This window comes from Aliivibrio finisterrensis, assembly GCF_008933155.1.
Lineage (GTDB): Bacteria > Pseudomonadota > Gammaproteobacteria > Enterobacterales > Vibrionaceae > Aliivibrio > Aliivibrio finisterrensis.
Genome location: NZ_WBVP01000016.1, coordinates 1 through 21,234 on the forward strand (window position 1 = coordinate 1; position 21,234 = coordinate 21,234).

Sequence of the window (21,234 nt, forward strand, 5' to 3'; positions counted from 1 at the left end):
TGGCTGCTCTGTCTTTTCTATAAAGAGAAGCAGAAACAAAACCAGCTCAATGATTAATACTGATTGTTACATAAAAGTAATTTTGTGTAGTCACTCAGTTCATTGATTATTTTGTTTGAATTTACTTCGAGAAGTAAAAGCAAACTAGTGATTATCAACTCACAAGTGCCCACACAGATTAATAGGTTTCAAATTATTAAAGAGCTTTTCTTCTACTTTTAAAGCGCTTACGCTTTTCCATGAAGATGACGGTTATTTTATCCATTTAAGTTTCAGTGTCAAACACTTATTTTAAACTAAACTTTCTAACCATATTTCCACCAACCCTTTGCTACTCTAGGTTGAGCACTCCGTGTCAGTGAGGTCGCATTATAGGGAACTCGATCACATTAGCAAGCGTTAAATGCATTTTTTTGTATGTTTTCTTTCTGTTTGATGGTCATTTAATCAATAGAAAACTTATACTTTATTACCCCTAACAGTCTAACAGCTTACCCACAAAGTTATCCACAGGTACTGAATTTAATCAAAACTAAACTGATAAATTAAATCCACAGCGCTATCTACTCCAGATATGGCTTCTATATATAGGTCACTAATAATTCGATACCTTAGCGTAAATTCACCAAGTGAATTAAAAATACCGACCCCATACTTAACTTGTAAATCTGGCGCTATGTAACCACTTATTGTCACTTGTGAATCGTCACCAGATCCAGCTGTATCTAATTGTAGATCCTGAACACCAAATGCTTGTCCAATCTCCCCAACTACCTTTCCGCTTTTAGCTAGACTTAAACCGATTAACGTTGTCGTCATGGCGTTACCACCAGCGTCACTACCTATATCCTGTCCTCTTAATAAGTAAGATAACGCATTTGCTTGAGGCATAGGTGGAGATGAAAATATTTTTACTGTCGGTGAATCAGCAGAGCCATTCACTTTAATCCCTGCAATAACATCATCCTCTGTATTCGCTGGATTTCGTATAGCTTCGATGTCTAGATAAGGTTGATCTGCAGGGCCATTGAATAAAATCTTTCCTGTTTTGATTTGTAGATCTTGTCCGAAAGAGCGATAAGTACCGCCTTCAATATTTACTTCCCCTATAATAAATGGCGCTTTATTTTTCTGAGTTACATTTAGTTGACCAACAAGCCCTGCTTCTAAACCAAATGCAGAAAGAAGAACATTATTGCCTATTGAGATTTTAATACTAGTCTCCACTTCCATTGGCAATTGGGTTTTAGTTTCTACCGGTTGAAGATCATTATTTAAAATCACTTCATCCTTTGATACAACAACTGCACTTTCTGGCAGCTCATTAACAACAATTCTCCCCCATGGGATGCCTATACTGCCAGTGACCCTTGCTAATGTCGGAGTAATATGAATTTTCATATCTGGCTTGACTTTTAATTTAACCATTGGGGGCACATTAACTTGTAGTTCATTACCAGCAACATCGAGTCCTACTTTCCAATTCTTTAAATCATGCCAGTCTGCTAAACCATTAATATTCAAATCACCATCAGGTGTCGTTAGCTTGGAAACAAGTTCTCCATCGTGACCATTCATCTTAATGTTGATATCACCATCAGAAATATCAACAGGTGAACCGCCTCCTTTAACTACGACTTTATTAATAATGATCTCACCAACTGACTTGAGATGAAGTACCGGGCCTGAAAAGTTAATCTTTGAGTTAATAATCCCTTGAAGTTGGCTGTATTCACCTAATGCTGGTTCAAACATCGATAATGACAACGCCTCTATATTGGATATTCCTTTTATTGTTTTCTTTCCTAATAAATCATCAATTAACATCTGTCCACTTAGTTGGCCGTTATCAGTCAGACCAATAAGCCAATCTACATTAAGAACATCATTTTCCATTTCTGCATTAACTTTTATTTCATCCCAACCAATAATTAATGGTTGCTCCATTTCTTGCTCAACATTTCCTTTTGGTAAATACAAAGCCGCCTTTACATGAGGTTTCTTTTGCTCTTCCCATTTTGCAATTAGGTTCAAATTAGCTTCCCCAGTAACTTTTTTCTCTTCTGGAAGGAAAGCTTTTAACTTGCTAAATTCGAAGTGATTTACGCTTAAATCAACAATTCCTGATTTGCCCGCTAATAAATTTTTATTTAAGCAAAGCGACGTTACCCCCTGGCTCCAGCAATTAGCTTGAACAAATACTTCTGATGTTTGGATGTCATAGGATAATGCTACTTTATTGTCTAACTTCCAAGGGCCAATTTGAGTTTTGACTTCGGTTTTTGATAGTTCCCCTTTCCAAGCTTTTTTTCTATCTAGGGCACCATTAATCAAAAGATTAGCATCAATAACATTTGAGTTTAGATTTATACTCAAGCGATGCTTTTCTTCTTTACCGCTAAATTTAATTTTTAATGCTTCAAGTGTCTGCTTTTTATATTGGCCTTTACTTAAATCAACACGAAGATCAGCATTAATTTTTGGCATTGGTACTATATATCCGTTGATAGAGGCTTTTTTTAATGTTGCTTCTTTTTTCCACTTTAGCCCAAGCACATCTATATCAAGTTCAATTTTAGGCTCTGTTACTTTTCCAGTTAATGCCACTTCGCCAAGCAACTTACCGTATAAATCAGGAACACTATCTGACAATTCAGGAAAATTAACATCGACATTCAAATCCAACTCTTTATTAACTTCACCAGTAACTTCAATACCATTATCACCATGATGCAATGCTAAACTTGGGATATTGATATTAATCTCTCCTTTACCATCCTTATCATAAGTAAAAAGAGAACCATTAACATCTAATGGATACTTTCTAAATATGCCTTTAATATCAATCACAGGTATCAAAGCATTCCAACCACCTTTATCGGTAAGTGAACCACTAGTCTCAATCCTTCCACTAATATTCCCTTCTGCAGCTTCCCATTGGATACCCGGCTGGATGTTTTGAAGATCAATATCTCCTTTCCACTGTAGTAATGAACGCCAATCTATCTGAAGACCACCTGAAACCTGACCACCTAATGTCTCGATAAGTAAATCGTATAAATTTACCGATCTTGTATCTCCTTTACCTTCTAGGCGAATGTTTGCTTGAGGAATATCTTTTCCCTCTGTATGAAGAGAACCAGAAAATTGATATTTATTTAAATCACCTTTTACTCTTATAGTAGGAATTAATGCTGTTATGATTTTGTCGCCAATAAGAGGCCAATACATATCCCCTTTTGATACTTTAATATTAAAAGGCAATGTCGATTTTAAAGGCTGAATATCAGCATCAATATTTGCTTGTAATCCACCACTCAATTTAACTGAGGCCTTTAAATCAGTAACACTTCCCTCTGCATCTAAGGTAATTTTATGTCCTTTCAGCTCAGTTTCTTTAACTTTTAAAATAGCGTTTAGTGTTAAAGGATAATCGCCATCAAGCTTAACGTCGCTGTCTACACTTAAACTTGCTTGCGGCATATCTAAATAAAGACCTTTCAAATGAACATCATGTTCTCCGAGCTTGGCATTAAAATCGAGACGCTTAACTTGAATTGGATGGTCTTGCTGTAACGTAAAATCTCGTAAGGTAAATTTCTCAACATTAATATTTAACGGGATATAAATAGAGGGTAGAGTAATTTTTGAGATTGGTTTTTCTTTTGGTGATTGGTCTGGCTTTTCTCCAGTTTTTTTTTGTTTAGCCAACGTAACACTTACCTTTTCCCAAGTAAGAGGAGTGATTGTTAAGTCGCTATGGTGCAGCTTTATACCAGTATTAAATGAACGCCATTGGATACGGTTACCTAAAATGTCCATATCAATATTATTTAAACTAATATTCGTTACATTGATAGGGATAGGCATAGATAGAAGACTTGGTTCTACTGGCTCCGGCTCTTCGGTTTTTTGAGCTTCAGGTAACTCAGGCAAGACTAATGTCAAACCATCAATTGATATATCATCAACACAAAGCGCCGGTTGCATTAAACACTCAGGAGTTAAAGCTACACTTAGATTATGCACTTTGACATCAATATGCGCTTTATCTTGATAGGATATTCCGTTTAATGAAAACTCAGGTAATACACTCCCCTCCACTTTATCTATGTATAAAGAAGGTAATGCTTTTTCTGCCCCCCAAACAAGCAACTTTAATCCCGGGTTAGTAAAAACAATTGCACCTACCAATAAGAGTAGTACTAAGATTAACATTGGGGAAAATAGTGCTAAACAAATACAATGACGGCTAAAACGACGCTTTTTCTTTTGCTTTGCATCGATTACTTGATCTTGGTTTTCTTCTAAAGAACTCATACTTCAGGCCCTAAAGCAAAATGTACTTTAAATTGGTCTCTTGGTTCAGCATCCAAACCCCAAGCAAAATCGAGACGCACAGGCCCAACTGGCGATACCCATCGAATACCAAAGCCTACACCCGTTTTCCAATCAGGCGTTGATATCCACGCATCACCATAATCCACAAACGTTGCTAACCACCAATTACCAACCATTCGATATTGATATTCTAAACTACTGGTTGCTATAAATTGACCACCGGTCAAATAACCATTTTTATCTTTTGGTGATATCTCTTTATAGCCATAGCCTCTCACACTATTATCGCCACCTGCGAAGAATCGAATAGAAGGGGGGAGTTTATAAAAATTATCCGTATACATGGCTCCGATCTCGCCTCTTGCTACACCGCGATGATTTTCACCAATACTTCGGACAATTGCCCCTTGAGCTAAAAGACGCAGTAATTTTGCATCAGATGTTAATGCTTGGTCCGTTGCTTCTATGCTGAACGATTTTTTATCTCCCCACATAGGCATAGTACCTCCACGTGAGCGGCTTTTAGAAAATGACACTCCGGGTAAAACTAACCATGCAGTACCATCTTGAACCCCTTGAGTAAATTCTTCATAAAGAAAGCGAGTAAAAATGGCTCTATGCCAACCAGAATCCAATACCCAGTGACGTTCGAAAGCTAAATTTGACTCTAAACTATCAGTATCTCTATTATCTATACTCTTTAAACCATACTTAACAATGTAGTAATCTTTAAGCACCTGTTCTAGTGGGATTTTGTACGATATAGTTGCTTCTTGTTCAGCTTTTGAGATAGAAAGCCCTGTATCTAAACTGTGTCCGTATTTATTGAGCCATGGTTTCTTCCAACCGATTTTCCCTCTAACACCAACATCAGTTGAATAACCTATACTGGTCTCTAATTGATTTCGAACTTGAGGCGCTACATAGACATTAATTGGCAACTGTTGACTCATTCTAGCCGATTTCAGTTCTGGTTCAACATAGACAGACGAAAACCATTCTGTATTAGATAACGACTGGTTTAACTCACCAATTTGACTTGCAAGGTATGGGTCACCCTCTTTAAAAGGGATAATTGAGCGAACGCGTTGATCTTCAATTTGGCTTCCCTCAATCTTCGTTTTGCCAAAATGATAGCGCTGACCACTTTGATAATGCAAAAGAACCAAAGCTTGGTGCCGTCCTGGTGATATTTCTAAACGGCTTAAAGTAAATCCACCATCAAAATAACCCTTTCTTAACGCTAAGTTCTGCAAAGTTCTTTTTAGATCTTCATATTTGCCATGATTAATTATTTCACCTAGATTTAACCCTGAATTATCAACGGCATTGATAAAATCAATATCCGTTTTTGCTTCTCCCGCTATAGTAATATCACTGACATAGATATAAACAGGTTCGCCAGCATTCACGCTAAACACTAATGTGTGCTCACCTTCATGGCCTTTAATAGAGAAATTCATCGATGGATCGTAATAACCTAACGCTTTAAGTGCATCTCGGGCATTGTTTTCAAGACGAGATTGGAAACGAAGTGAAGTAGAGTACTCCTCTTCTGGTATGGCTGATATATACGCTTCAACGTTACTCAGCAAAGGTCCTTCTAAACCCTCGAGCTCTAATTCTGTTTGCGCTGATACTCTTACTGAAAGTAGAGTCAAACAGAAAATAAATAAGAGGTGCAACTTATTTATCATACTTATAATTATTCTATTGATTCATGAATGCATTCTATGTAATGGTAACTTACTCACTTAGTAGAGTAGCACAAGGTAAAAGTCTTCTAAATAACTCAGTTGAAGGATGTGACATGACTATAAATAAACAAGACTCACTCCCCTCTCATTTTATTTCTCAGGTTGCTTTAGAAATAACACCTCCAGACCATGAGGTAATTTATGTGGGTATGGGATGTTTTTGGGGCGCAGAACGCTTGTTTTGGCAATTACCAGGAGTTTACTCAACTGCCGTGGGATACACTGGTGGAAATACACTAAATCCGAGCTATAAAAATGTATGTACAGGAACAACAAACCACGTAGAAGTAGTAAAAATAGTCTTTAATCCTACCCTTATCTCTCTGGAAACTGTGCTACATTCTTTTTGGCAGAACCACAATCCAACACAAGGAATGCGTCAAGGTAATGATATAGGAACACAGTACCGCTCGGTTATTTATACTAACTCAGAACAACAACGGCAAATTGCAGAAGAAACACAGCAGCAATATCAATCCGCACTAGAGAAACAAGGCATTAATGCACCAATAACAACAGAAATACTGCCTATAAATATTTTCTATTTTGCCGAAGAGTACCACCAACAATATTTAGCTAAAAATCCTAATGGTTACTGCGGGTTAGGTGGAACTGGAGTCTGTTTTCTATAAACAGAAAGGTACTCATCACGAGCACCTTTCATCTTAATATGATTAACAACCTCTATATATTATCACACGGCATTACCGATAGTTGACGAATGTGCTGATTAACCTCACTCATTACTGATAACATTTTTCTATTCTCTTTATTTGGCATCAGTAGTTTACCTCCATCAAATTCAAAAGAGCCCACTCCCTCAATGTGAAGCTGACCTTTAAATAAGGTTTTAACAAAGCGTGCCACTTGAAGTGGTCTATAAGCCTTAAAATTTCTAAACATAGCCATTACCTCAATAATCCATATAAGGTGTTAATTAAACGTCCATCAAAAATAAACCACTTTGCCATTCACGTTCTAAACAGCATTTAAATTAAACATTTGTTAACACTATAGTTCGCAAAACAGCGTGCAACAAGCTAGATTTTACTTTTTTACAACAATTTACAATTGATAGATTTATACTGGTCGAATCGCTTTTTATTATACTCTGCACTACACTACAAAGACTTATTTCTCAGGATAATAAAAATGAACACAGTCAAACTATTCGCTCTTAGTGCTTATCTATTACCTTCTCTTTCTTTTGCTCACAACATTTCATTAAACCAACCAGTACCACCAGTAACGGTTAGTCAATATGGTGAAATTACTTACACCAACGACACCCCTACTTATCAAAAATGGAACAGTAATCAGCTAAAAGGGAAAGTTGGAGTTTTACAAGCCATTGCAGGCCGAAGCAGTGCAAAAGCAATGAACGCCGATCTTATGAGTGCTATAACCTTAGAAAAGTTCCCTGAATCAAAATATCAAACTACAACAATTATTAATCAAGACGATTCTATTTGGGGTACTGGTGGGTTTGTAAAATCTTCTGCTGAGGAAAGCAAAAAAGAATTTTCATGGTCATCGATGGTTCTTGATGAAAATGGCAAGGTAGCTACAGCTTGGGATCTTCAGCCTGAAAGCTCTGCAATCATTGTCCAAGATAAAAAAGGGAATGTACTTTTTGTAAAAGAAGGCAAACTAACTTCTGATGAAATAAAACAAGTCATTAGCTTAATTCACGCTCAGCTATAAATAAATGCCTTGCTTATAAATTGTTATATTATTACATTTACCACTCAAGTTTCTTTCGGGTGGTACAATGCAATCGTACTTTTTTACTAAACAGCGTTGGTTAAATTGGAGTTTAGCAATTACTCTAGCGCTATTTAGTGTCTTGGTTGCTTATCATCAAATTGATTCCAACACTCAACATCATGAACACCACCACTGTCAATTATTTCATTCTATTGGATCTGGTCTTGTTATTCATGTCAGCTCTCCCTCTATTATTCCTCAAGTTATTATTCATTTTGAATTCTCTACTGTCGAAAATAGCTCTCCATTTTCAATTACCGTTCACTCGCGAGCACCTCCTCTCTCTATCGTCTAACATTCATAAATTACATCACATTTATAACTCTTAGATAATAGGAAGCCATTATGCTTATCTGTAACAAAAAAAATGCACTACGACTCATCATCTCTACTACATTATTTTCAGTACCACTAATGACTTATGCCGCGGATCACCATGACAATCATGATGGACACGATCATTCAGAGCATCGTCAACACGGAGCACACGTTCATGGTGTTGTAGAAACAAATATAGCTCAAGATGGTGACCATTTACTTTTTGAAATCACAGCTCCAGGCTCTGACGTTGTAGGATTTGAACACGCTCCTAAAAACAAAGAGCAAGAGCAGTTATTAGAGCAAGCTATTGCTAAACTAAAAAAACCAAATGCAATTTTCTCTCTACCAGAGTCTGCTAACTGTGAAGTTTCGGATATACATGTTTCTCATAATATGAAAAGCGAAGACCACGATGACCATGACCATGACCATGACCATGACCATCATGATGATGATGCTCACCATGAAGAACATCAAGGTGAACATGGTGAATTTACTGCTCAATATGAATATCATTGCGAAACAATGTCGAAATTAAATCAAATAGAAACACAGTGGTTTAGTGTATTTTCTCATACTCAAAAAATGACAGTTCAATACTTAGGTGATTCAGGACAGAAAGCGGCAACATTCACCGCTAAAAAAGCCGTTCTCGCTCTATAATTTAGGCATGGCGGTGGCAACACCGTCATTATTAATATGAATATAATTGAATTATCAAATCTGACTTTTTGTTGGCCAAACCACACAGAGCAAACTCTTAATATTCCAAGTTACCAACAACAACAAGGAACGAAGGTATTTATCAAAGGCCCAAGTGGCAGTGGTAAATCTACTTTACTTAGCCTGCTTACAGGGATCTTGTCCCCTACAGAAGGAACGGTTAGCATTAATGGTACTGATATTAATCAGTTAACATCAAATCAGCGAGACAGATTTAGAGCGGATAATATTGGCTATATATTTCAGCAATTTAACCTACTTCCTTATCTTTCTGTTGTTGATAATGTAATTTTGCCATATCAATTTTCATCACAAAAAGACCTATCAAAACAAGAACTGATAAAAGAAGCTGAGCGCCTACTCAATCAACTTCAATTGCCTGTTTCTCATTTTAACAAACCCATTACTGATTTAAGTATTGGTCAACAGCAGCGAGTTGCAGCGGCAAGAGCGTTTATTGGAAAACCAAAATTGATCATTGCAGATGAGCCAACTTCAGCATTAGACCACGACAGTCGCTTTGCTTTTATTCAGCTATTAATGGAAGAGTGTGAAAGCAGTGGTGCTGGATTGCTTTTTGTTAGCCATGATCCAAGTTTAGAATCTCTTTTTGATCGTTGTATTGATTTAAGAACCTTAAATAATGTGGGAGGCATACAGTGATTGGTATTGCTCAATTAGCGTGGAAGAGCTTAAAAAACCGTAAAACCACCGTAATATTAACCGTTCTCACTATCGCTATTTCTGTCATGCTGTTGATGGGCGTTGAGCGCATTCGAACTCAAGCAAAAAACAGCTTTGCCAATACCATCTCTAACACAGATTTAATTGTTGGTGCACGCTCTGGTCAGGTTAACCTACTGCTTTATTCGGTTTTCCGTATCGGTAATGCCACCAACAATATTGATTGGAAAAGCTATCAAGAGATCAGCAATCAAAAGTCAGTAAAATGGTCAATTCCAATCTCTCTAGGCGACTCTCATAAAGGCTTTAGAGTCATGGGGACCAATCAAGATTACTTTCGTTTTTACCAATATGGAAAAAAACAACCACTAACGTTTAAAGAAGGTAAGCCATTCTCACACTTATTTGATGTTGTTCTCGGTGCCGATGTGGCAAAGAAACTAAACTACCAATTAGGTGATAAATTAGTTATTGCTCATGGAATTAGTGATCAATCCTTTACTCGCCATGATAATTTACCTTTTACCGTTACTGGTATTTTAGCTCCAACAGGAACACCAGTAGATAAAACTCTACATGTTTCTTTAGGCGCGATAGAAGCGATACATGTTGGCTGGGAGAGCGGAGCTCATTTAGGTAATACCCCTGATGCAAAAACATTAGAGCAACACCAGTTTGAGCCTAAAGAAATTACCGCATTCATGTTAGGGCTAAACTCAAAGATTCAGACTTTTGCTCTTCAGCGCTATATTAATGATTACAGCAAAGAACCCCTTAGTGCCATTCTTCCTGGTATCGCTTTACATGAACTATGGGGAATGATGTCGATGGCAGAACAAGCTTTATTAGCTGTCTCTGTTTTCGTGGTCATTGCAGGATTAATGGGAATGCTCACTAGCTTATTAACTAGCTTACAAGAAAGGCGACGAGAAATGGCTATCTTAAGATCAATGGGAGCTCAACCTAAACATATTTTTGCCCTACTTGTTAGTGAAGCTGTCGTAATAACGACCTTTGGGATCATCGTAGGCCTACTGGGTTTATATCTTTCTTTATCTATATTACAACCCATAATCCAACAGTATTATGGCATCGCCATTGAACTTACATTACCAAGTTTATACGAATTAAAGCTATTAGCTCTTGTTCTGTGCTCTGGTTTTATTATTGGCGTCATACCTGCCATTCAAGCATATCGACACTCGTTGAGTGACGGTATGACAATTAGACTTTAAGGATAAACATGAAAAAGAAATTCTTACTCTGTTTCTTATTACTTCTGCCCTTTAGTGCAATAAGTAATGAAGTATTAAAACTCGATTGGATTGACTTAGTTCCTGAACAGGAAAGAAATCAATTTGATGCGGTAGGTATGCCTAAAGTTGATCATAATGGTGCCCAAATGCAGCAATCTCTTGTTGGCGGAGTTCGACAAGAATTAAATGGTAGCATGGTAAAAATACCAGGGTTTGTTATTCCTTTAGAAGGTGATGACAAAGTAATCACTGAGTTTTTACTTGTACCTTATTTTGGGGCTTGTATTCACGTACCACCACCACCACCAAATCAAATCATTTATGTAAAATTTGAAAAAGGTGCACCAATACAACAATTATGGGATGTCATTTATATAGTAGGGACACTAAAAACAGAAACCATCAATAGTGAATTAGCAGAAACTGGCTATCTTATTGAAGGAGTTAGCCTAGAAGAATACGATGACGAATAAAATGTAACATATATGTAAACTCGCGTTTATCTTTCCTATTGTTATATATAATGGGAAAGATAGACGAGCGTTGCAGTATAACCCGTTGCAATCACTACACTATACAGTACTTTTTTTAAATTTGATCCTTTCATGAAATCCCCCTTATAAAAAACACACTTATTATTTTAACAAAAAATTATCATTTAACCACGCTTAGACTCTTTCTTTTTGTTAGTTTTTCTTAATTATTGCTTTGAGATTAAAGTTTTTATTTTCTAATACCGATAATATAAAAAGAGAACCGTTACTCAGGGCTAGGTTAATCATGAACTCACCACAAAAAATCATCACAAAAGATGAGCAAATAAAAGAACAGCCAACACACAAAAAAGAGCATTACGTTGTAAGCAGTGCTCGACGACTTACTGAGATCGCGGTAAAACAAGGTCTTGCTGCAAAACTGCAAACACCGAAACCAGAAGAAACACTTCTAAAACGCGCTTTGTATCGAGAGAAGTTATTACGTGAGCAGCAACAGCAAAACTTAGAACAAATAATTAAATTTGCTTATGATTATTGTAATGATGAGACAGCGGGAGAGCCCGATCCTGATTGGCTTCATCGTTTTTTTGAAATGGCTAAAGACATTCATGACCCATCCATGCAACGTTTATGGAGCCAGATCTTTAAGCAAGAAATTATCACTCCCGGCTCAACGTCAATGAAAGCACTTAAAGTGTTAAAAGACATGACTCAACGAGAAGCACAAACATTTCAGCGAGCAGCCTCATTAGCCTGTAGTTTTGGACAAGACAACAGTAAAAAATTACTTCTCGGCTATAAATGCGCTGGCACTCTCTTCAATCTGTATAAAACAGAAGGCCCACAACTGGTTCATTTAGGTAACTATAAGCTTCCTTACTCCAGTTTATTACTGCTGATAGAGTTAGGTTTATTGCTTGGTACTGAATTAGAGTCTGGAGAAATAGAGTTTGAACCCGCATTACCGCTGCAATATCAGGGTAAAAACATTGCAATAAAACCAATGCAAAAAGGGGCTAGACTTGTTTATTACCGCTTCAGTCCAACAGGTTCTGAGCTATGTAAGTTATTAGGGAATAAACCTAATGAAAATTATTACGACAATCTCATTAGCCTGCTAAGTCAAAAGTTCATTGTGGAAACTGACGTAAAGAAAACCATTTCAACAACCGCTTAATTGTCTTTCTTCTTTTCATAATAAAGCCCTTAAATAATCAAATATGTAAGGGCTTATGTTTAGGTAATGCGATGAGAAAAATCACTCTTACTGAATAATCGCTCTTGCCTTCAAGCCTATTAAGCATTGCTCAACAAGTGCATCAATTGACTCTTTACCCGCAGGCAAATCGATCTCAGGATTTAACGGCTGTTGGTATTCAGAATCAATCCCTGTGAAGTGTTTTATTTCCCCTGCTCGTGCTTTTTTATACAAGCCTTTAGGGTCCCTTTTTTCACATTCATCCAAGGAAGTATTCACAAAGACTTCTAAAAACTCGCCCTCTGGTAGTAATTCTCGAACCATTTGGCGCTCTGCTCTATGAGGTGAAATAAACGCACTTAATACAATTAACCCGGCATCAGCCATCAATTTTGAAAGCTCTCCGATACGTCTGATATTTTCTTGCCTATCATGATCCGAAAAGCCTAGATCGTTACACAAGCCATGACGAACATTATCTCCATCTAGCAGATAAGTATGATAACCAAGCTCTGCTAATTTGTTTTCTAATGCTCCAGCTATGGTTGATTTCCCTGCGCCAGATAGCCCAGTAAACCAAAGCACTGCTGGCTGCTGGTTTTTCAATGTAGAGCGAGTGTCTTTAGTTACTGAATGTTGGTGCCAAACAATATTTTCATCTTTCACAACGTCTTTGACAGTCATGTTTCATCCTTGAATTAAAATGGGAAAAAATAAGGGATTAACGTAAGTACCAAAACCGAATAAATAATCGACATGGGTAACCCCACTTTTACGTAATCAAGTAGCGTGTAATTACCCACACTAAATACTAATAAATTGGTTTGATAGCCATAAGGAGATATGAAACTAGCACTTGCCCCAAATAATACCGCCATAATAAATGGCATTGGATCAACCCCGTAACCTAGCGCCATGCTATACCCGATAGGGAAAGCCAAAGCCGCTGCTGCGTTATTAGTAATTAACTCAGTTAGCACTAAGGTAATTAAATAAACCGCAATCAAGGCACCAATCACTCCCCAACCGTTAAATAACTCCATGAACATATTACCGAGCTGTACCGACAAACCCGATGACAACATTAATTGAGCAATAGAGAGCGCAGCCCCAACAATAACGACAATGTCGATAGGGAAACGTCGGCGTAGTTCTCCAATATTAATCACGCCAAGCGCTAACAATGCCAAAAGATAGACCGACAACCCTTTGATAATTGGGAATATATTCAATAACTCAGCAGCAATAACACCAGCAAAACCCAACAAAACCAGCGCACTTTTATCACCATCCAGTTTTGCTGCCGAATCAAGATCACTAATAATGACAAATTCACGCTTTAACTGCTGTTTACTCTGTTCGAAATCTTTTCCCGGTACTAAAACTAACGTATCTCCCGCTTGCAGTTCAATCTTACCTAAACCACCTTCAAGGCGTTCGTGTCCACGCCGAATCGCAACCACCACGGCATCAAAACGATCTCTAAATTTCGAAGATTTAATGCTTTTGCCACGAATGGAGGCCGATTGGCTCACCACCACTTCAATTAAGTTTTGCCCATTTAAATGGTGCTGCCCAAAGAGCGTTAAGCCATTAATTTCTTGTAATGTAGTCACACTTTCAATGTCACCACAAAACAATAATCTATCACCGGCTAATAGCACCATCTCAGGATCAACTGATACTATTGTTTTTCCTTCTCTAATCACTTCAGCCAAAAACAATTTTCTTAATGCTCTTAAGTTATTTTCTGCAATCGACTTACCAACCAATGGCGAGCCACCTTCGACTCTTGCCTCTAAAAAATAAGGCAACTCATCTTGATGGCCTTCATCGTACTGGGGCAATAAATAACTTAGTGGTATTAGAATGAATAACCCACCAAGTAGCACAGCGATACCAATGGTTGTTGGTGCAAAGAAACTTAAACTTGGTAAACCTGCATCTTCGACAAAACTATTAATAATTAAATTGGTAGAAGTACCAATTAGAGTTAGGGTACCACCTAAAATTGCAGCGTAAGAAAGAGGAATAAGCAGGCGAGAAGGTGCGTGGCGTTGATTACGCTTTATCGCACCAATTAAAGACACCACCACTGCGGTATTATTAGTAAAAGAAGAAAGAATAGCGGTTGATAAGCCCAATTTGCCTACCACACTCCCTAACCTTCCTTCCGAAATATGACGCCCAACCCAACTGATAAGGCGTGTTTTTTCTAAAGCACAAGAACTCAGGATTAATAACACCAAGGTTAATAGTGACGAGTTAGTAAAGTTTTTTGCCAAACTAGGTAAATCAATCATCCCTAGCATAAAAGCAATAAACGCTGCCCCTGCAAAAATCACACTTGGTTTTAATTTACTTGCTAATAGACTCACAATAATTAGAGCCAATAAAGCCAGAACGAATCCTTGTTCCCATGCCATAGACGGTTCCTTTTTAAGCCATTAACTTAAAAGCTTAGAAATATCTTGTGCTCCCCAATGAGGGAAATGTTTACGAACTAACGCATTTAACTCCACCTCAAAAGCACTGACATTATCATTGATAGGCTTCACATCGCTTAACTCAGATAGGTTTTGGATCATCCCAGCCCCTACCGTCACGTTAGTTAAACGGTCAATAAAGATAAAACCACCCGTTTCTGCACAATCTTGGTAACGATCTAAGCTTACCGCTTCTGTTAATGATACGTCACACAAGCCAATACCATTTAATGGCAGCTCTGGTGCATCAAAGGTTTCTAGGCTATTGATATTTACCTGATGATGAATCGCATCAATTTGACCTACCGTTTTCTTACCGGCAATTTTAATATCGTACTGACGACCTGGTTCTAGTCCTTTTTCTGTCATCCATACAATCTCAGCCTTAAATTGATCTGTCGCTTGTAAGCTAGAGTTTGCCTTCACTAACAAATCACCACGGCTAATATCAATCTCATCTTCTAACGTTAATGTCACTGCTTGACCTGCTTGTGCTGATTCTAAATCACCATCAAACGTCACAATGCGCGCCACTTTTGATTTTTTACCCGATGGTAGCGCTACAATTTCATTACCAACAGCAATGCCACCCGATGAAACGGTGCCTGCAAAACCACGGAAATCTAGATTTGGACGATTCACATATTGCACTGGAAATCTAAATTCACCATTGCCTCTGTCTGAATCGATATCTATGTTCTCAAGCACCTCTAATAGAGGCACACCTTGATACCAAGCCAGCGCTTCACTCTGGTTTACTACGTTATCTCCTTCTAGAGCAGATAGCGGAAGAATAGAAATATCTAGGTTTGGATTATTTAGCTTTTTGGAAAAAGTTAAATACTCTTCTTTAATCTCTTCAAAGCGAGATTCAGAATAATCGACCAAATCCATTTTATTTACCGCTACCACAAAATGACGGATACCTAAAAGGTTCGCGATATAAGAATGACGACGTGTTTGATCAAGCACCCCTTTACGTGCATCAATCAAAATAACCGCAACATTACAGGTAGATGCACCGGTTGCCATATTACGAGTGTACTGCTCATGCCCCGGCGTATCGGCAATAATAAACTTACGTTTTTGGGTTGAGAAATAACGATACGCAACATCAATGGTGATCCCTTGTTCACGCTCAGCTTGCAGGCCATCAACCAATAATGCCAAGTCAGGACGTTCACCTGTTGTACCGACGCGTTGGCTATCGGCATGAACCGCATCTAACTGATCTGCATAGATTTGTTTTGAGTCATGGAGTAATCGGCCTATGAGGGTACTTTTACCATCATCCACCGAACCACAAGTTAAAAATCGAAGTAATGATTTGTATTGATGTTCTTTTAAATAAGCTTCAATACCAAGCTCTTCTAATTGTTGCTCTACTGCACTATTCATTATTTAATCCTTCCTTAGATGCTTGATATTAAAAGTAACCTTGGCGTTTTTTCAGCTCCATAGAGCCAGATGAATCATGATCTATCGCACGACCTTGACGCTCACTTGAGGTAGCAACCAGCATTTCTTCAATGATTTCAGATAAGGTGTTTGCTGTTGATTCCACCGCCCCTGTTAATGGGTAGCAACCTAAGGTTCTAAAGCGAATGTCTTTATGTTGGATTTCTTCACCTTCTTCTAACTCTAAACGCTCATCGTCTACCATGATCAACATGCCATCACGCTCAACCACTGGACGCTTCTCAGATAAATAAAGCGGAACAATTTCAATATTTTCTAAATAGATGTATTGCCAAATATCCAATTCAGTCCAATTTGATAATGGGAAAACTCGGATGCTTTCCCCTTTATTAACTTGTCCGTTATAGGTATTCCATAACTCTGGACGCTGATTTTTTGGGTCCCACGTATGATTTTTATCTCGGAAAGAATACACACGCTCTTTAGCTCGAGATTTTTCTTCATCACGACGTGCACCGCCAAAAGCCGCATCAAAACCATACTTGTTTAGCGCTTGCTTTAAGCCCTGAGTTTTCATGATATCGGTATGCTTTGATGAACCATGAACAAATGGGTTAATCCCCATTGCTAAGCCTTCTGGGTTCTTATGTACCAATAAGTCAAAACCGTATTTTTCTGCCGTTTTTTCTCGAAATTCAATCATTTCTTTGAATTTCCAATCCGTATCAACATGAAGAAGTGGGAATGGGATTTTTCCAGGATAAAAGGCTTTGCGTGCAAGGTGCAGCATGACTGAAGAGTCTTTACCAATCGAGTACATCATTACTGGGTTATCAAACTCAGCAGCAACTTCACGAATAATGTGGATACTTTCAGCTTCTAGCTGTTGTAGGTGAGTTAATCGTTTTGCGTCCATGTATTTTTGTCCTTTAGGCTAAATTTGGTAATGACACCATTAATGGAATTAATTGCTCTAACAAGCATCAATTCTCTTTTTACATGGTGGCTATTTTTCATTCCAATAAAGTCACTATAGACGGGTTACTTTATTACCTGAAATTCTAAAATTTCATTTTTTATTCGATTTAATGCTAACGAAGTTTTTCTTAAATAAAACGGGACACAAAAAACAACATATAAATTCATGGTTAAGCTGTGATCTTGTTACCGTAAACCACACGGAAAGAAGATCAAGCGCACACATTAGAAGACAAATTACATTTATAACATAACCAATCTGTTATCTTCATTGGCGCTTTTATGATTATCACCTTTTGGAGAACACTATGAAACTCTCAGCTAAACCTGTATCGCTAGCCGTTCTTGCTGGCTTAGGCTTACTAACCTTGTCTGGCTGTACAACAACAGAAGACACAAATGAAGTAATTAAGCTACGTGTTGTAGAAACGACAGATATCCATACCAACCTAATGGATTACGATTACTACAAAGATAAGCCATCTCAAAAAATCGGTTTAGCGCGCACAGCCACGTTAGTTAAAGAAGCTCGTAATGAAGTAACCAACAGTGTTCTTGTTGATAACGGTGACTTACTGCAAGGGAGCCCAATGGGTGACTACATGGCAGATAAAGGGATTGAAGCTGGCGAAGTTCACCCTGCATATAAAGCCATGAATCAATTAGATTACGATGCAGGTAACATTGGTAACCACGAATTTAACTATGGTTTAGAGTTCTTAGCAGAATCAATTAACGATGCAGATTTCCCATACATCAGTGCTAACGTTTATGATGTAGAAACCAAAGAGCATTACTTCAAGCCATACATCATTAAGACACATACATTTAAAGATACTGCCGGCGTAGAACACGAAATCAAAGTCGGCTACATCGGTTTTGTTCCACCACAAATCATGGTATGGGATAAAAAAAATCTTGAAGGTAAAGTCTACGCTCGTGATATCAAAGAAACCGCAGAAGAGTTAATTCCTCAAATGAAAGCGGAAGGTGCGAATGTTATTGTTGCGATTCCTCACTCAGGTGTATCAACTGACCCGTACAAACAAGGCGAAGAAAACTCTACTTACTACTTATCTGAAGTCGAAGGCATTGATGCAATCGCATTTGGCCACTCTCATGCTGTTTTCCCAGGTAAAGGGTTCGACAACATGCAAGGTATCGATAACGAAAATGGCACCATCAATGGCGTTGCCGCTGTTATGCCTGGACGTTGGGGTAGCCATGTTGGTGTAATGGATTTAACTCTTGAACAAAAAGATGGTGAGTGGGTTGTTGCTAACGGTAAATCAGAAGCTCGCCCTATCTTTGATAAAAACAACAAAAAATCATTAGCGGCGGCTGATGAAGGTATTGTTAAAGCATTAGAATCAGATCATAAAGGCACACGTGAGTTCGTTAACCAACCAATTGGTAAAGCTGATGACGTGATGTATAGCTTCTTAGCCTTAGTTCAAGACGACCCAACAGTTCAGATTGTTAACCTTGCGCAAAAAGATTACGTTGAGCGCTTTATTCAAGGAGATCCTGATTTAGATGGTACTCCTGTACTTTCTGCTGCTGCTCCATTTAAAGCAGGCGGTCGTGGCAATGATCCAACAAACTTTACTGAAGTTGAATCAGGTCAATTAACTTTCCGTAATGCAGCGGATTTATACCTATACCCAAATACCCTAGTGGCAATGAAAGTGACAGGTAAAGAAGTAAAAGAGTGGCTTGAATGTTCTGCTGGCCAATTTAAACAAATTGATATCAATAGCACAGCACCACAACAATTAATTGATTGGGATGGCTTCCGTACTTATAACTTTGATGTAATGGATGGCGTTAATTACCAAATCGATGTAACTCAACCAGCAAAATATGATGGTGACTGTAACCTTGTTAACGAAGGTTCTGAGCGTATAGTTGGACTTACTTACCAAGGTAAACCAATTGACATGAAGCAAGACTTTATCATTGCGACGAACAACTACCGAGCTTACAGCAACAAGTTCCCTGGCACAGGTGCTGATTTCATCGCTTTTGATGCACCAGATGAAAACCGCACAGTGCTTGCGAGCTACATTTCTCGTGTAAGCAAAGAAGAAGGTCAAGTAAAACCAGCAGCAGATAACAACTGGTCTTTTGCTCCAATTAAGAGCAACAAAAAACTGGATATCCGTTTTGAAACATCACCAAGTGACAAAGCAGCTCAGTTCATCAAAGACAAAGGCCAATACCCAATGAAGCATGTAGCGACTGATGATGTTGGCTTTGCGGTATACCAAATTGATTTAGCAAAATAAATAAAATTTACATTTTCTACAGCATAAATAGCATGGTGATTTCACCATGCTATTTTTTTATACCTATGTAATTAATTAGATGACCTATTTATTACGCAGAAAAAGAAAATAAAAAAATAAGGATTAATTGATGCCTAAAAAAACAAACATAGGTATCTTGAGAGTATTCATTTTAAATCGAGATAACACCTATGATTCATTGGCAAAAAATACCATTTAATAACTTAACTACCGTCCAACTGTATGAACTTATCCGCTTAAGAGTCGATGTTTTTGTGGTTGAACAAACTTGTCCATATCCTGAATTGGATGGCAAAGATTGCCAAGATGGGGTTTATCATTTAATTGGGATGAAAAATAATGAAATAATCGCCTGCGCTCGATTATTGCCTGCAGGGATTAGTTATAGCAATGTCAGTATTGGTCGCGTAGCAACAAAAGAAACAGCAAGAGGTAATGGTTTAGGTCACGAACTCATCTCTCAAGCTTTACTGAATTGTGAAGAATTATGGCCAGGGGAAAGTATTGATATTGGGGCTCAAGAACATTTAACTCACTTTTATCAAAAGCATGGTTTTAATGTAATTTCCGATATGTACCTTGAGGATGATATCCCTCATGTCGACATGCGATTAATAAAATAATGAAACCTATAATGACCCCTATCAACCTTGCTATTGTCTTACTTATATTAGGCAATTTACTGGCATCGCTATCTGATGTAGCTGTAAAAGTTCTTGATGGTGGGGTCTCACCTTTTCAATATATTTTCTTACGTCAATTAGTCTCTCTCGCTCTTCTTTTTCCATTTTGGGTTCGCCAACCACCAACAGTAAGAAATTTAAGTAACCCCAAAATAACGCTATTAAGAGCCCATATTCTCTTAATTGGTAGTTGTTGTATGGTGGTATCTATCACTTATTTAACCCTTGCGACTGCCAATGCCGTTTTTTATACAGCACCTTTATTAATGATCCCACTTTCAATGCTGTTGCTTAATGAAAGGCCATCAGCAAAGAAAGTGCTTCAAACCGTTATTGGGTTTATTGGTGTTCTAATTATTCTTCGCCCTTCTCAATTTCATTGGGCAGCTATTTTTGCTTTAGGAACGGCAACAACGCTAGCGCTATATAATCTTTTAGTTAGAAAAATCCCCAATGACCAATCCGTTATTACCACGCTGTTTTGGACAACCAGTCTATCCCTACCTGTTGCTGGAGGCCTGGCATGGTTCTATTGGCAACCATTAACTCATAATGAAGTGCTTTGGATTACATTAAGCGCCGCCTTTATTATTAGTTATAATGGCCTAGCAACCATGGCATACAAAAAAGCCCCGGCAACTCAGATTTCTTTAGCTGAATATTCAGGGCTTATATTTGTGGTTTTATTTGGCGTAATTTGGTTTGATGAAGTGCCAGATGCATTAACTGCGGCGGGAATTGCGTTAATCATTCTCCCTCTAATGCCTAAAACATGGTTAAAGAACTTAAGAGGGAGGCGTTAATAGGAAAGAATA

General features: G+C 37.9%; 18 protein-coding genes. 11 read left to right on the plus strand and 7 right to left on the minus strand.

Annotated features, from left to right (window positions below):
- Positions 1-522 precede the first annotated feature (522 nt).
- Complete coding sequence (gene tamB, locus F8B77_RS13325; RefSeq protein WP_151655748.1) at positions 523-4,320, minus strand: autotransporter assembly complex protein TamB; 3,798 nt, start codon at positions 4,318-4,320, stop codon at positions 523-525.
- Positions 4,317-6,038: an autotransporter assembly complex protein TamA gene (gene tamA, locus F8B77_RS13330; RefSeq protein WP_151655750.1), complete on the minus strand. Its 1,722-nt coding sequence runs from the start codon at positions 6,036-6,038 to the stop codon at positions 4,317-4,319. Before tamA ends, tamB begins: the two co-directional genes overlap by 4 nt.
- Before the next feature lie 113 nt (positions 6,039-6,151).
- Here tamA and msrA point away from each other — a divergent pair, with 113 nt between their 5' ends.
- Positions 6,152-6,730 (plus strand): peptide-methionine (S)-S-oxide reductase MsrA, encoded by a 579-nt coding sequence (msrA, locus tag F8B77_RS13335; RefSeq protein ID WP_151655752.1) that lies wholly within the window; start codon positions 6,152-6,154, stop codon positions 6,728-6,730.
- 52 nt (positions 6,731-6,782) lie between these two features.
- Here the strand turns inward: msrA and F8B77_RS13340 are convergent, their stop codons facing one another.
- Entirely contained in the window at positions 6,783-7,001 is a 219-nt protein-coding gene (locus tag F8B77_RS13340; protein WP_151655754.1) for a DUF1107 domain-containing protein, read from the minus strand.
- Positions 7,002-7,250: 249 nt separating this feature from the next.
- Between F8B77_RS13340 and F8B77_RS13345 the strand changes: the two genes are divergently transcribed.
- The 7 genes from F8B77_RS13345 (at position 7,251) to F8B77_RS13375 (ending at position 12,523) form a co-directional block, all read left to right on the plus strand.
- Positions 7,251-7,802 carry a YtfJ family protein gene (locus F8B77_RS13345; protein ID WP_151655756.1) on the plus strand — a complete coding sequence of 184 codons (552 nt, stop codon included), beginning with the start codon at positions 7,251-7,253 and terminating at the stop codon, positions 7,800-7,802.
- 67 nt (positions 7,803-7,869) lie between these two features.
- Positions 7,870-8,160, plus strand: coding sequence for a DUF2607 family protein (locus F8B77_RS13350; protein WP_122032932.1), 291 nt, complete (start codon positions 7,870-7,872; stop codon positions 8,158-8,160).
- Between the two features lie 50 nt (positions 8,161-8,210).
- Positions 8,211-8,849 carry a zinc uptake protein ZrgA gene (gene zrgA / locus F8B77_RS13355; RefSeq protein ID WP_151655758.1) on the plus strand — a complete coding sequence of 213 codons (639 nt, stop codon included), beginning with the start codon at positions 8,211-8,213 and terminating at the stop codon, positions 8,847-8,849.
- Positions 8,850-8,885: 36 nt separating this feature from the next.
- Positions 8,886-9,572 carry an ABC transporter ATP-binding protein gene (locus F8B77_RS13360; protein ID WP_151655760.1) on the plus strand — a complete coding sequence of 229 codons (687 nt, stop codon included), beginning with the start codon at positions 8,886-8,888 and terminating at the stop codon, positions 9,570-9,572.
- Complete coding sequence (locus F8B77_RS13365) at positions 9,569-10,828, plus strand: ABC transporter permease (protein ID WP_130045944.1); 1,260 nt, start codon at positions 9,569-9,571, stop codon at positions 10,826-10,828. Before F8B77_RS13360 ends, F8B77_RS13365 begins: the two co-directional genes overlap by 4 nt.
- An 8-nt stretch (positions 10,829-10,836) precedes the next feature.
- Positions 10,837-11,322, plus strand: a complete 486-nt coding sequence (locus tag F8B77_RS13370; RefSeq protein ID WP_130045943.1) for a DUF3299 domain-containing protein — start codon at positions 10,837-10,839, stop codon at positions 11,320-11,322.
- Between the two features lie 307 nt (positions 11,323-11,629).
- Entirely contained in the window at positions 11,630-12,523 is an 894-nt protein-coding gene (locus F8B77_RS13375) for a TIGR03899 family protein (protein WP_151655762.1), read from the plus strand.
- Between the two features lie 87 nt (positions 12,524-12,610).
- On the opposite strand, the gene cysC is transcribed toward F8B77_RS13375, so the two are convergent.
- Genes cysC through cysD form a run of 4 tightly spaced genes read right to left on the minus strand, consistent with a single transcriptional unit; the run spans position 12,611 to position 17,365 of the window.
- The gene (gene cysC / locus F8B77_RS13380) at positions 12,611-13,228 is read right to left on the minus strand and encodes an adenylyl-sulfate kinase (protein ID WP_151655764.1); all 618 of its coding nucleotides are present in this window, start codon (positions 13,226-13,228) and stop codon (positions 12,611-12,613) included.
- A 14-nt stretch (positions 13,229-13,242) separates the two neighbouring features.
- On the minus strand, positions 13,243-14,970 hold the full coding sequence (locus F8B77_RS13385) for an SLC13 family permease (protein ID WP_130045940.1): 1,728 nt from the start codon (positions 14,968-14,970) through the stop codon (positions 13,243-13,245).
- A 21-nt stretch (positions 14,971-14,991) separates the two neighbouring features.
- Complete coding sequence (gene cysN / locus F8B77_RS13390) at positions 14,992-16,428, minus strand: sulfate adenylyltransferase subunit CysN (RefSeq protein WP_130049117.1); 1,437 nt, start codon at positions 16,426-16,428, stop codon at positions 14,992-14,994.
- Between the two features lie 28 nt (positions 16,429-16,456).
- On the minus strand, positions 16,457-17,365 hold the full coding sequence (gene cysD / locus F8B77_RS13395; RefSeq protein ID WP_151655766.1) for a sulfate adenylyltransferase subunit CysD: 909 nt from the start codon (positions 17,363-17,365) through the stop codon (positions 16,457-16,459).
- 370 nt (positions 17,366-17,735) lie between these two features.
- Between cysD and cpdB the strand changes: the two genes are divergently transcribed.
- From cpdB to F8B77_RS13410, 3 genes are all read left to right on the plus strand, one after another.
- Complete coding sequence (gene cpdB, locus F8B77_RS13400; RefSeq protein WP_151655768.1) at positions 17,736-19,715, plus strand: 2',3'-cyclic-nucleotide 2'-phosphodiesterase; 1,980 nt, start codon at positions 17,736-17,738, stop codon at positions 19,713-19,715.
- A gap of 191 nt (positions 19,716-19,906) precedes the next feature.
- Complete coding sequence (locus F8B77_RS13405; RefSeq protein WP_151655770.1) at positions 19,907-20,359, plus strand: GNAT family N-acetyltransferase; 453 nt, start codon at positions 19,907-19,909, stop codon at positions 20,357-20,359.
- A gap of 11 nt (positions 20,360-20,370) precedes the next feature.
- The gene (locus tag F8B77_RS13410; protein ID WP_151655772.1) at positions 20,371-21,222 is read left to right on the plus strand and encodes a DMT family transporter; all 852 of its coding nucleotides are present in this window, start codon (positions 20,371-20,373) and stop codon (positions 21,220-21,222) included.
- Positions 21,223-21,234: the final 12 nt, after the last annotated feature.

What these genes read in the sequence shown, in the direction of transcription:
- tamB (WP_151655748.1), bottom strand. Translation starts at nt 4,320, where the DNA reads ATGAGTTCTTTAGAAGAAAACCAAGATCAAGTAATCGATGCAAAGCAA.
- tamA (WP_151655750.1), bottom strand. Translation starts at nt 6,038, where the DNA reads ATGATAAATAAGTTGCACCTCTTATTTATTTTCTGTTTGACTCTACTT.
- msrA (WP_151655752.1), top strand. Translation starts at nt 6,152, where the DNA reads ATGACTATAAATAAACAAGACTCACTCCCCTCTCATTTTATTTCTCAG.
- F8B77_RS13340 (WP_151655754.1), bottom strand. Translation starts at nt 7,001, where the DNA reads ATGTTTAGAAATTTTAAGGCTTATAGACCACTTCAAGTGGCACGCTTT.
- F8B77_RS13345 (WP_151655756.1), top strand. Translation starts at nt 7,251, where the DNA reads ATGAACACAGTCAAACTATTCGCTCTTAGTGCTTATCTATTACCTTCT.
- F8B77_RS13350 (WP_122032932.1), top strand. Translation starts at nt 7,870, where the DNA reads ATGCAATCGTACTTTTTTACTAAACAGCGTTGGTTAAATTGGAGTTTA.
- zrgA (WP_151655758.1), top strand. Translation starts at nt 8,211, where the DNA reads ATGCTTATCTGTAACAAAAAAAATGCACTACGACTCATCATCTCTACT.
- F8B77_RS13360 (WP_151655760.1), top strand. Translation starts at nt 8,886, where the DNA reads ATGAATATAATTGAATTATCAAATCTGACTTTTTGTTGGCCAAACCAC.
- F8B77_RS13370 (WP_130045943.1), top strand. Translation starts at nt 10,837, where the DNA reads ATGAAAAAGAAATTCTTACTCTGTTTCTTATTACTTCTGCCCTTTAGT.
- F8B77_RS13375 (WP_151655762.1), top strand. Translation starts at nt 11,630, where the DNA reads ATGAACTCACCACAAAAAATCATCACAAAAGATGAGCAAATAAAAGAA.
- cysC (WP_151655764.1), bottom strand. Translation starts at nt 13,228, where the DNA reads ATGACTGTCAAAGACGTTGTGAAAGATGAAAATATTGTTTGGCACCAA.
- F8B77_RS13385 (WP_130045940.1), bottom strand. Translation starts at nt 14,970, where the DNA reads ATGGCATGGGAACAAGGATTCGTTCTGGCTTTATTGGCTCTAATTATT.
- cysN (WP_130049117.1), bottom strand. Translation starts at nt 16,428, where the DNA reads ATGAATAGTGCAGTAGAGCAACAATTAGAAGAGCTTGGTATTGAAGCT.
- cysD (WP_151655766.1), bottom strand. Translation starts at nt 17,365, where the DNA reads ATGGACGCAAAACGATTAACTCACCTACAACAGCTAGAAGCTGAAAGT.
- cpdB (WP_151655768.1), top strand. Translation starts at nt 17,736, where the DNA reads ATGAAACTCTCAGCTAAACCTGTATCGCTAGCCGTTCTTGCTGGCTTA.
- F8B77_RS13405 (WP_151655770.1), top strand. Translation starts at nt 19,907, where the DNA reads ATGATTCATTGGCAAAAAATACCATTTAATAACTTAACTACCGTCCAA.
- F8B77_RS13410 (WP_151655772.1), top strand. Translation starts at nt 20,371, where the DNA reads ATGACCCCTATCAACCTTGCTATTGTCTTACTTATATTAGGCAATTTA.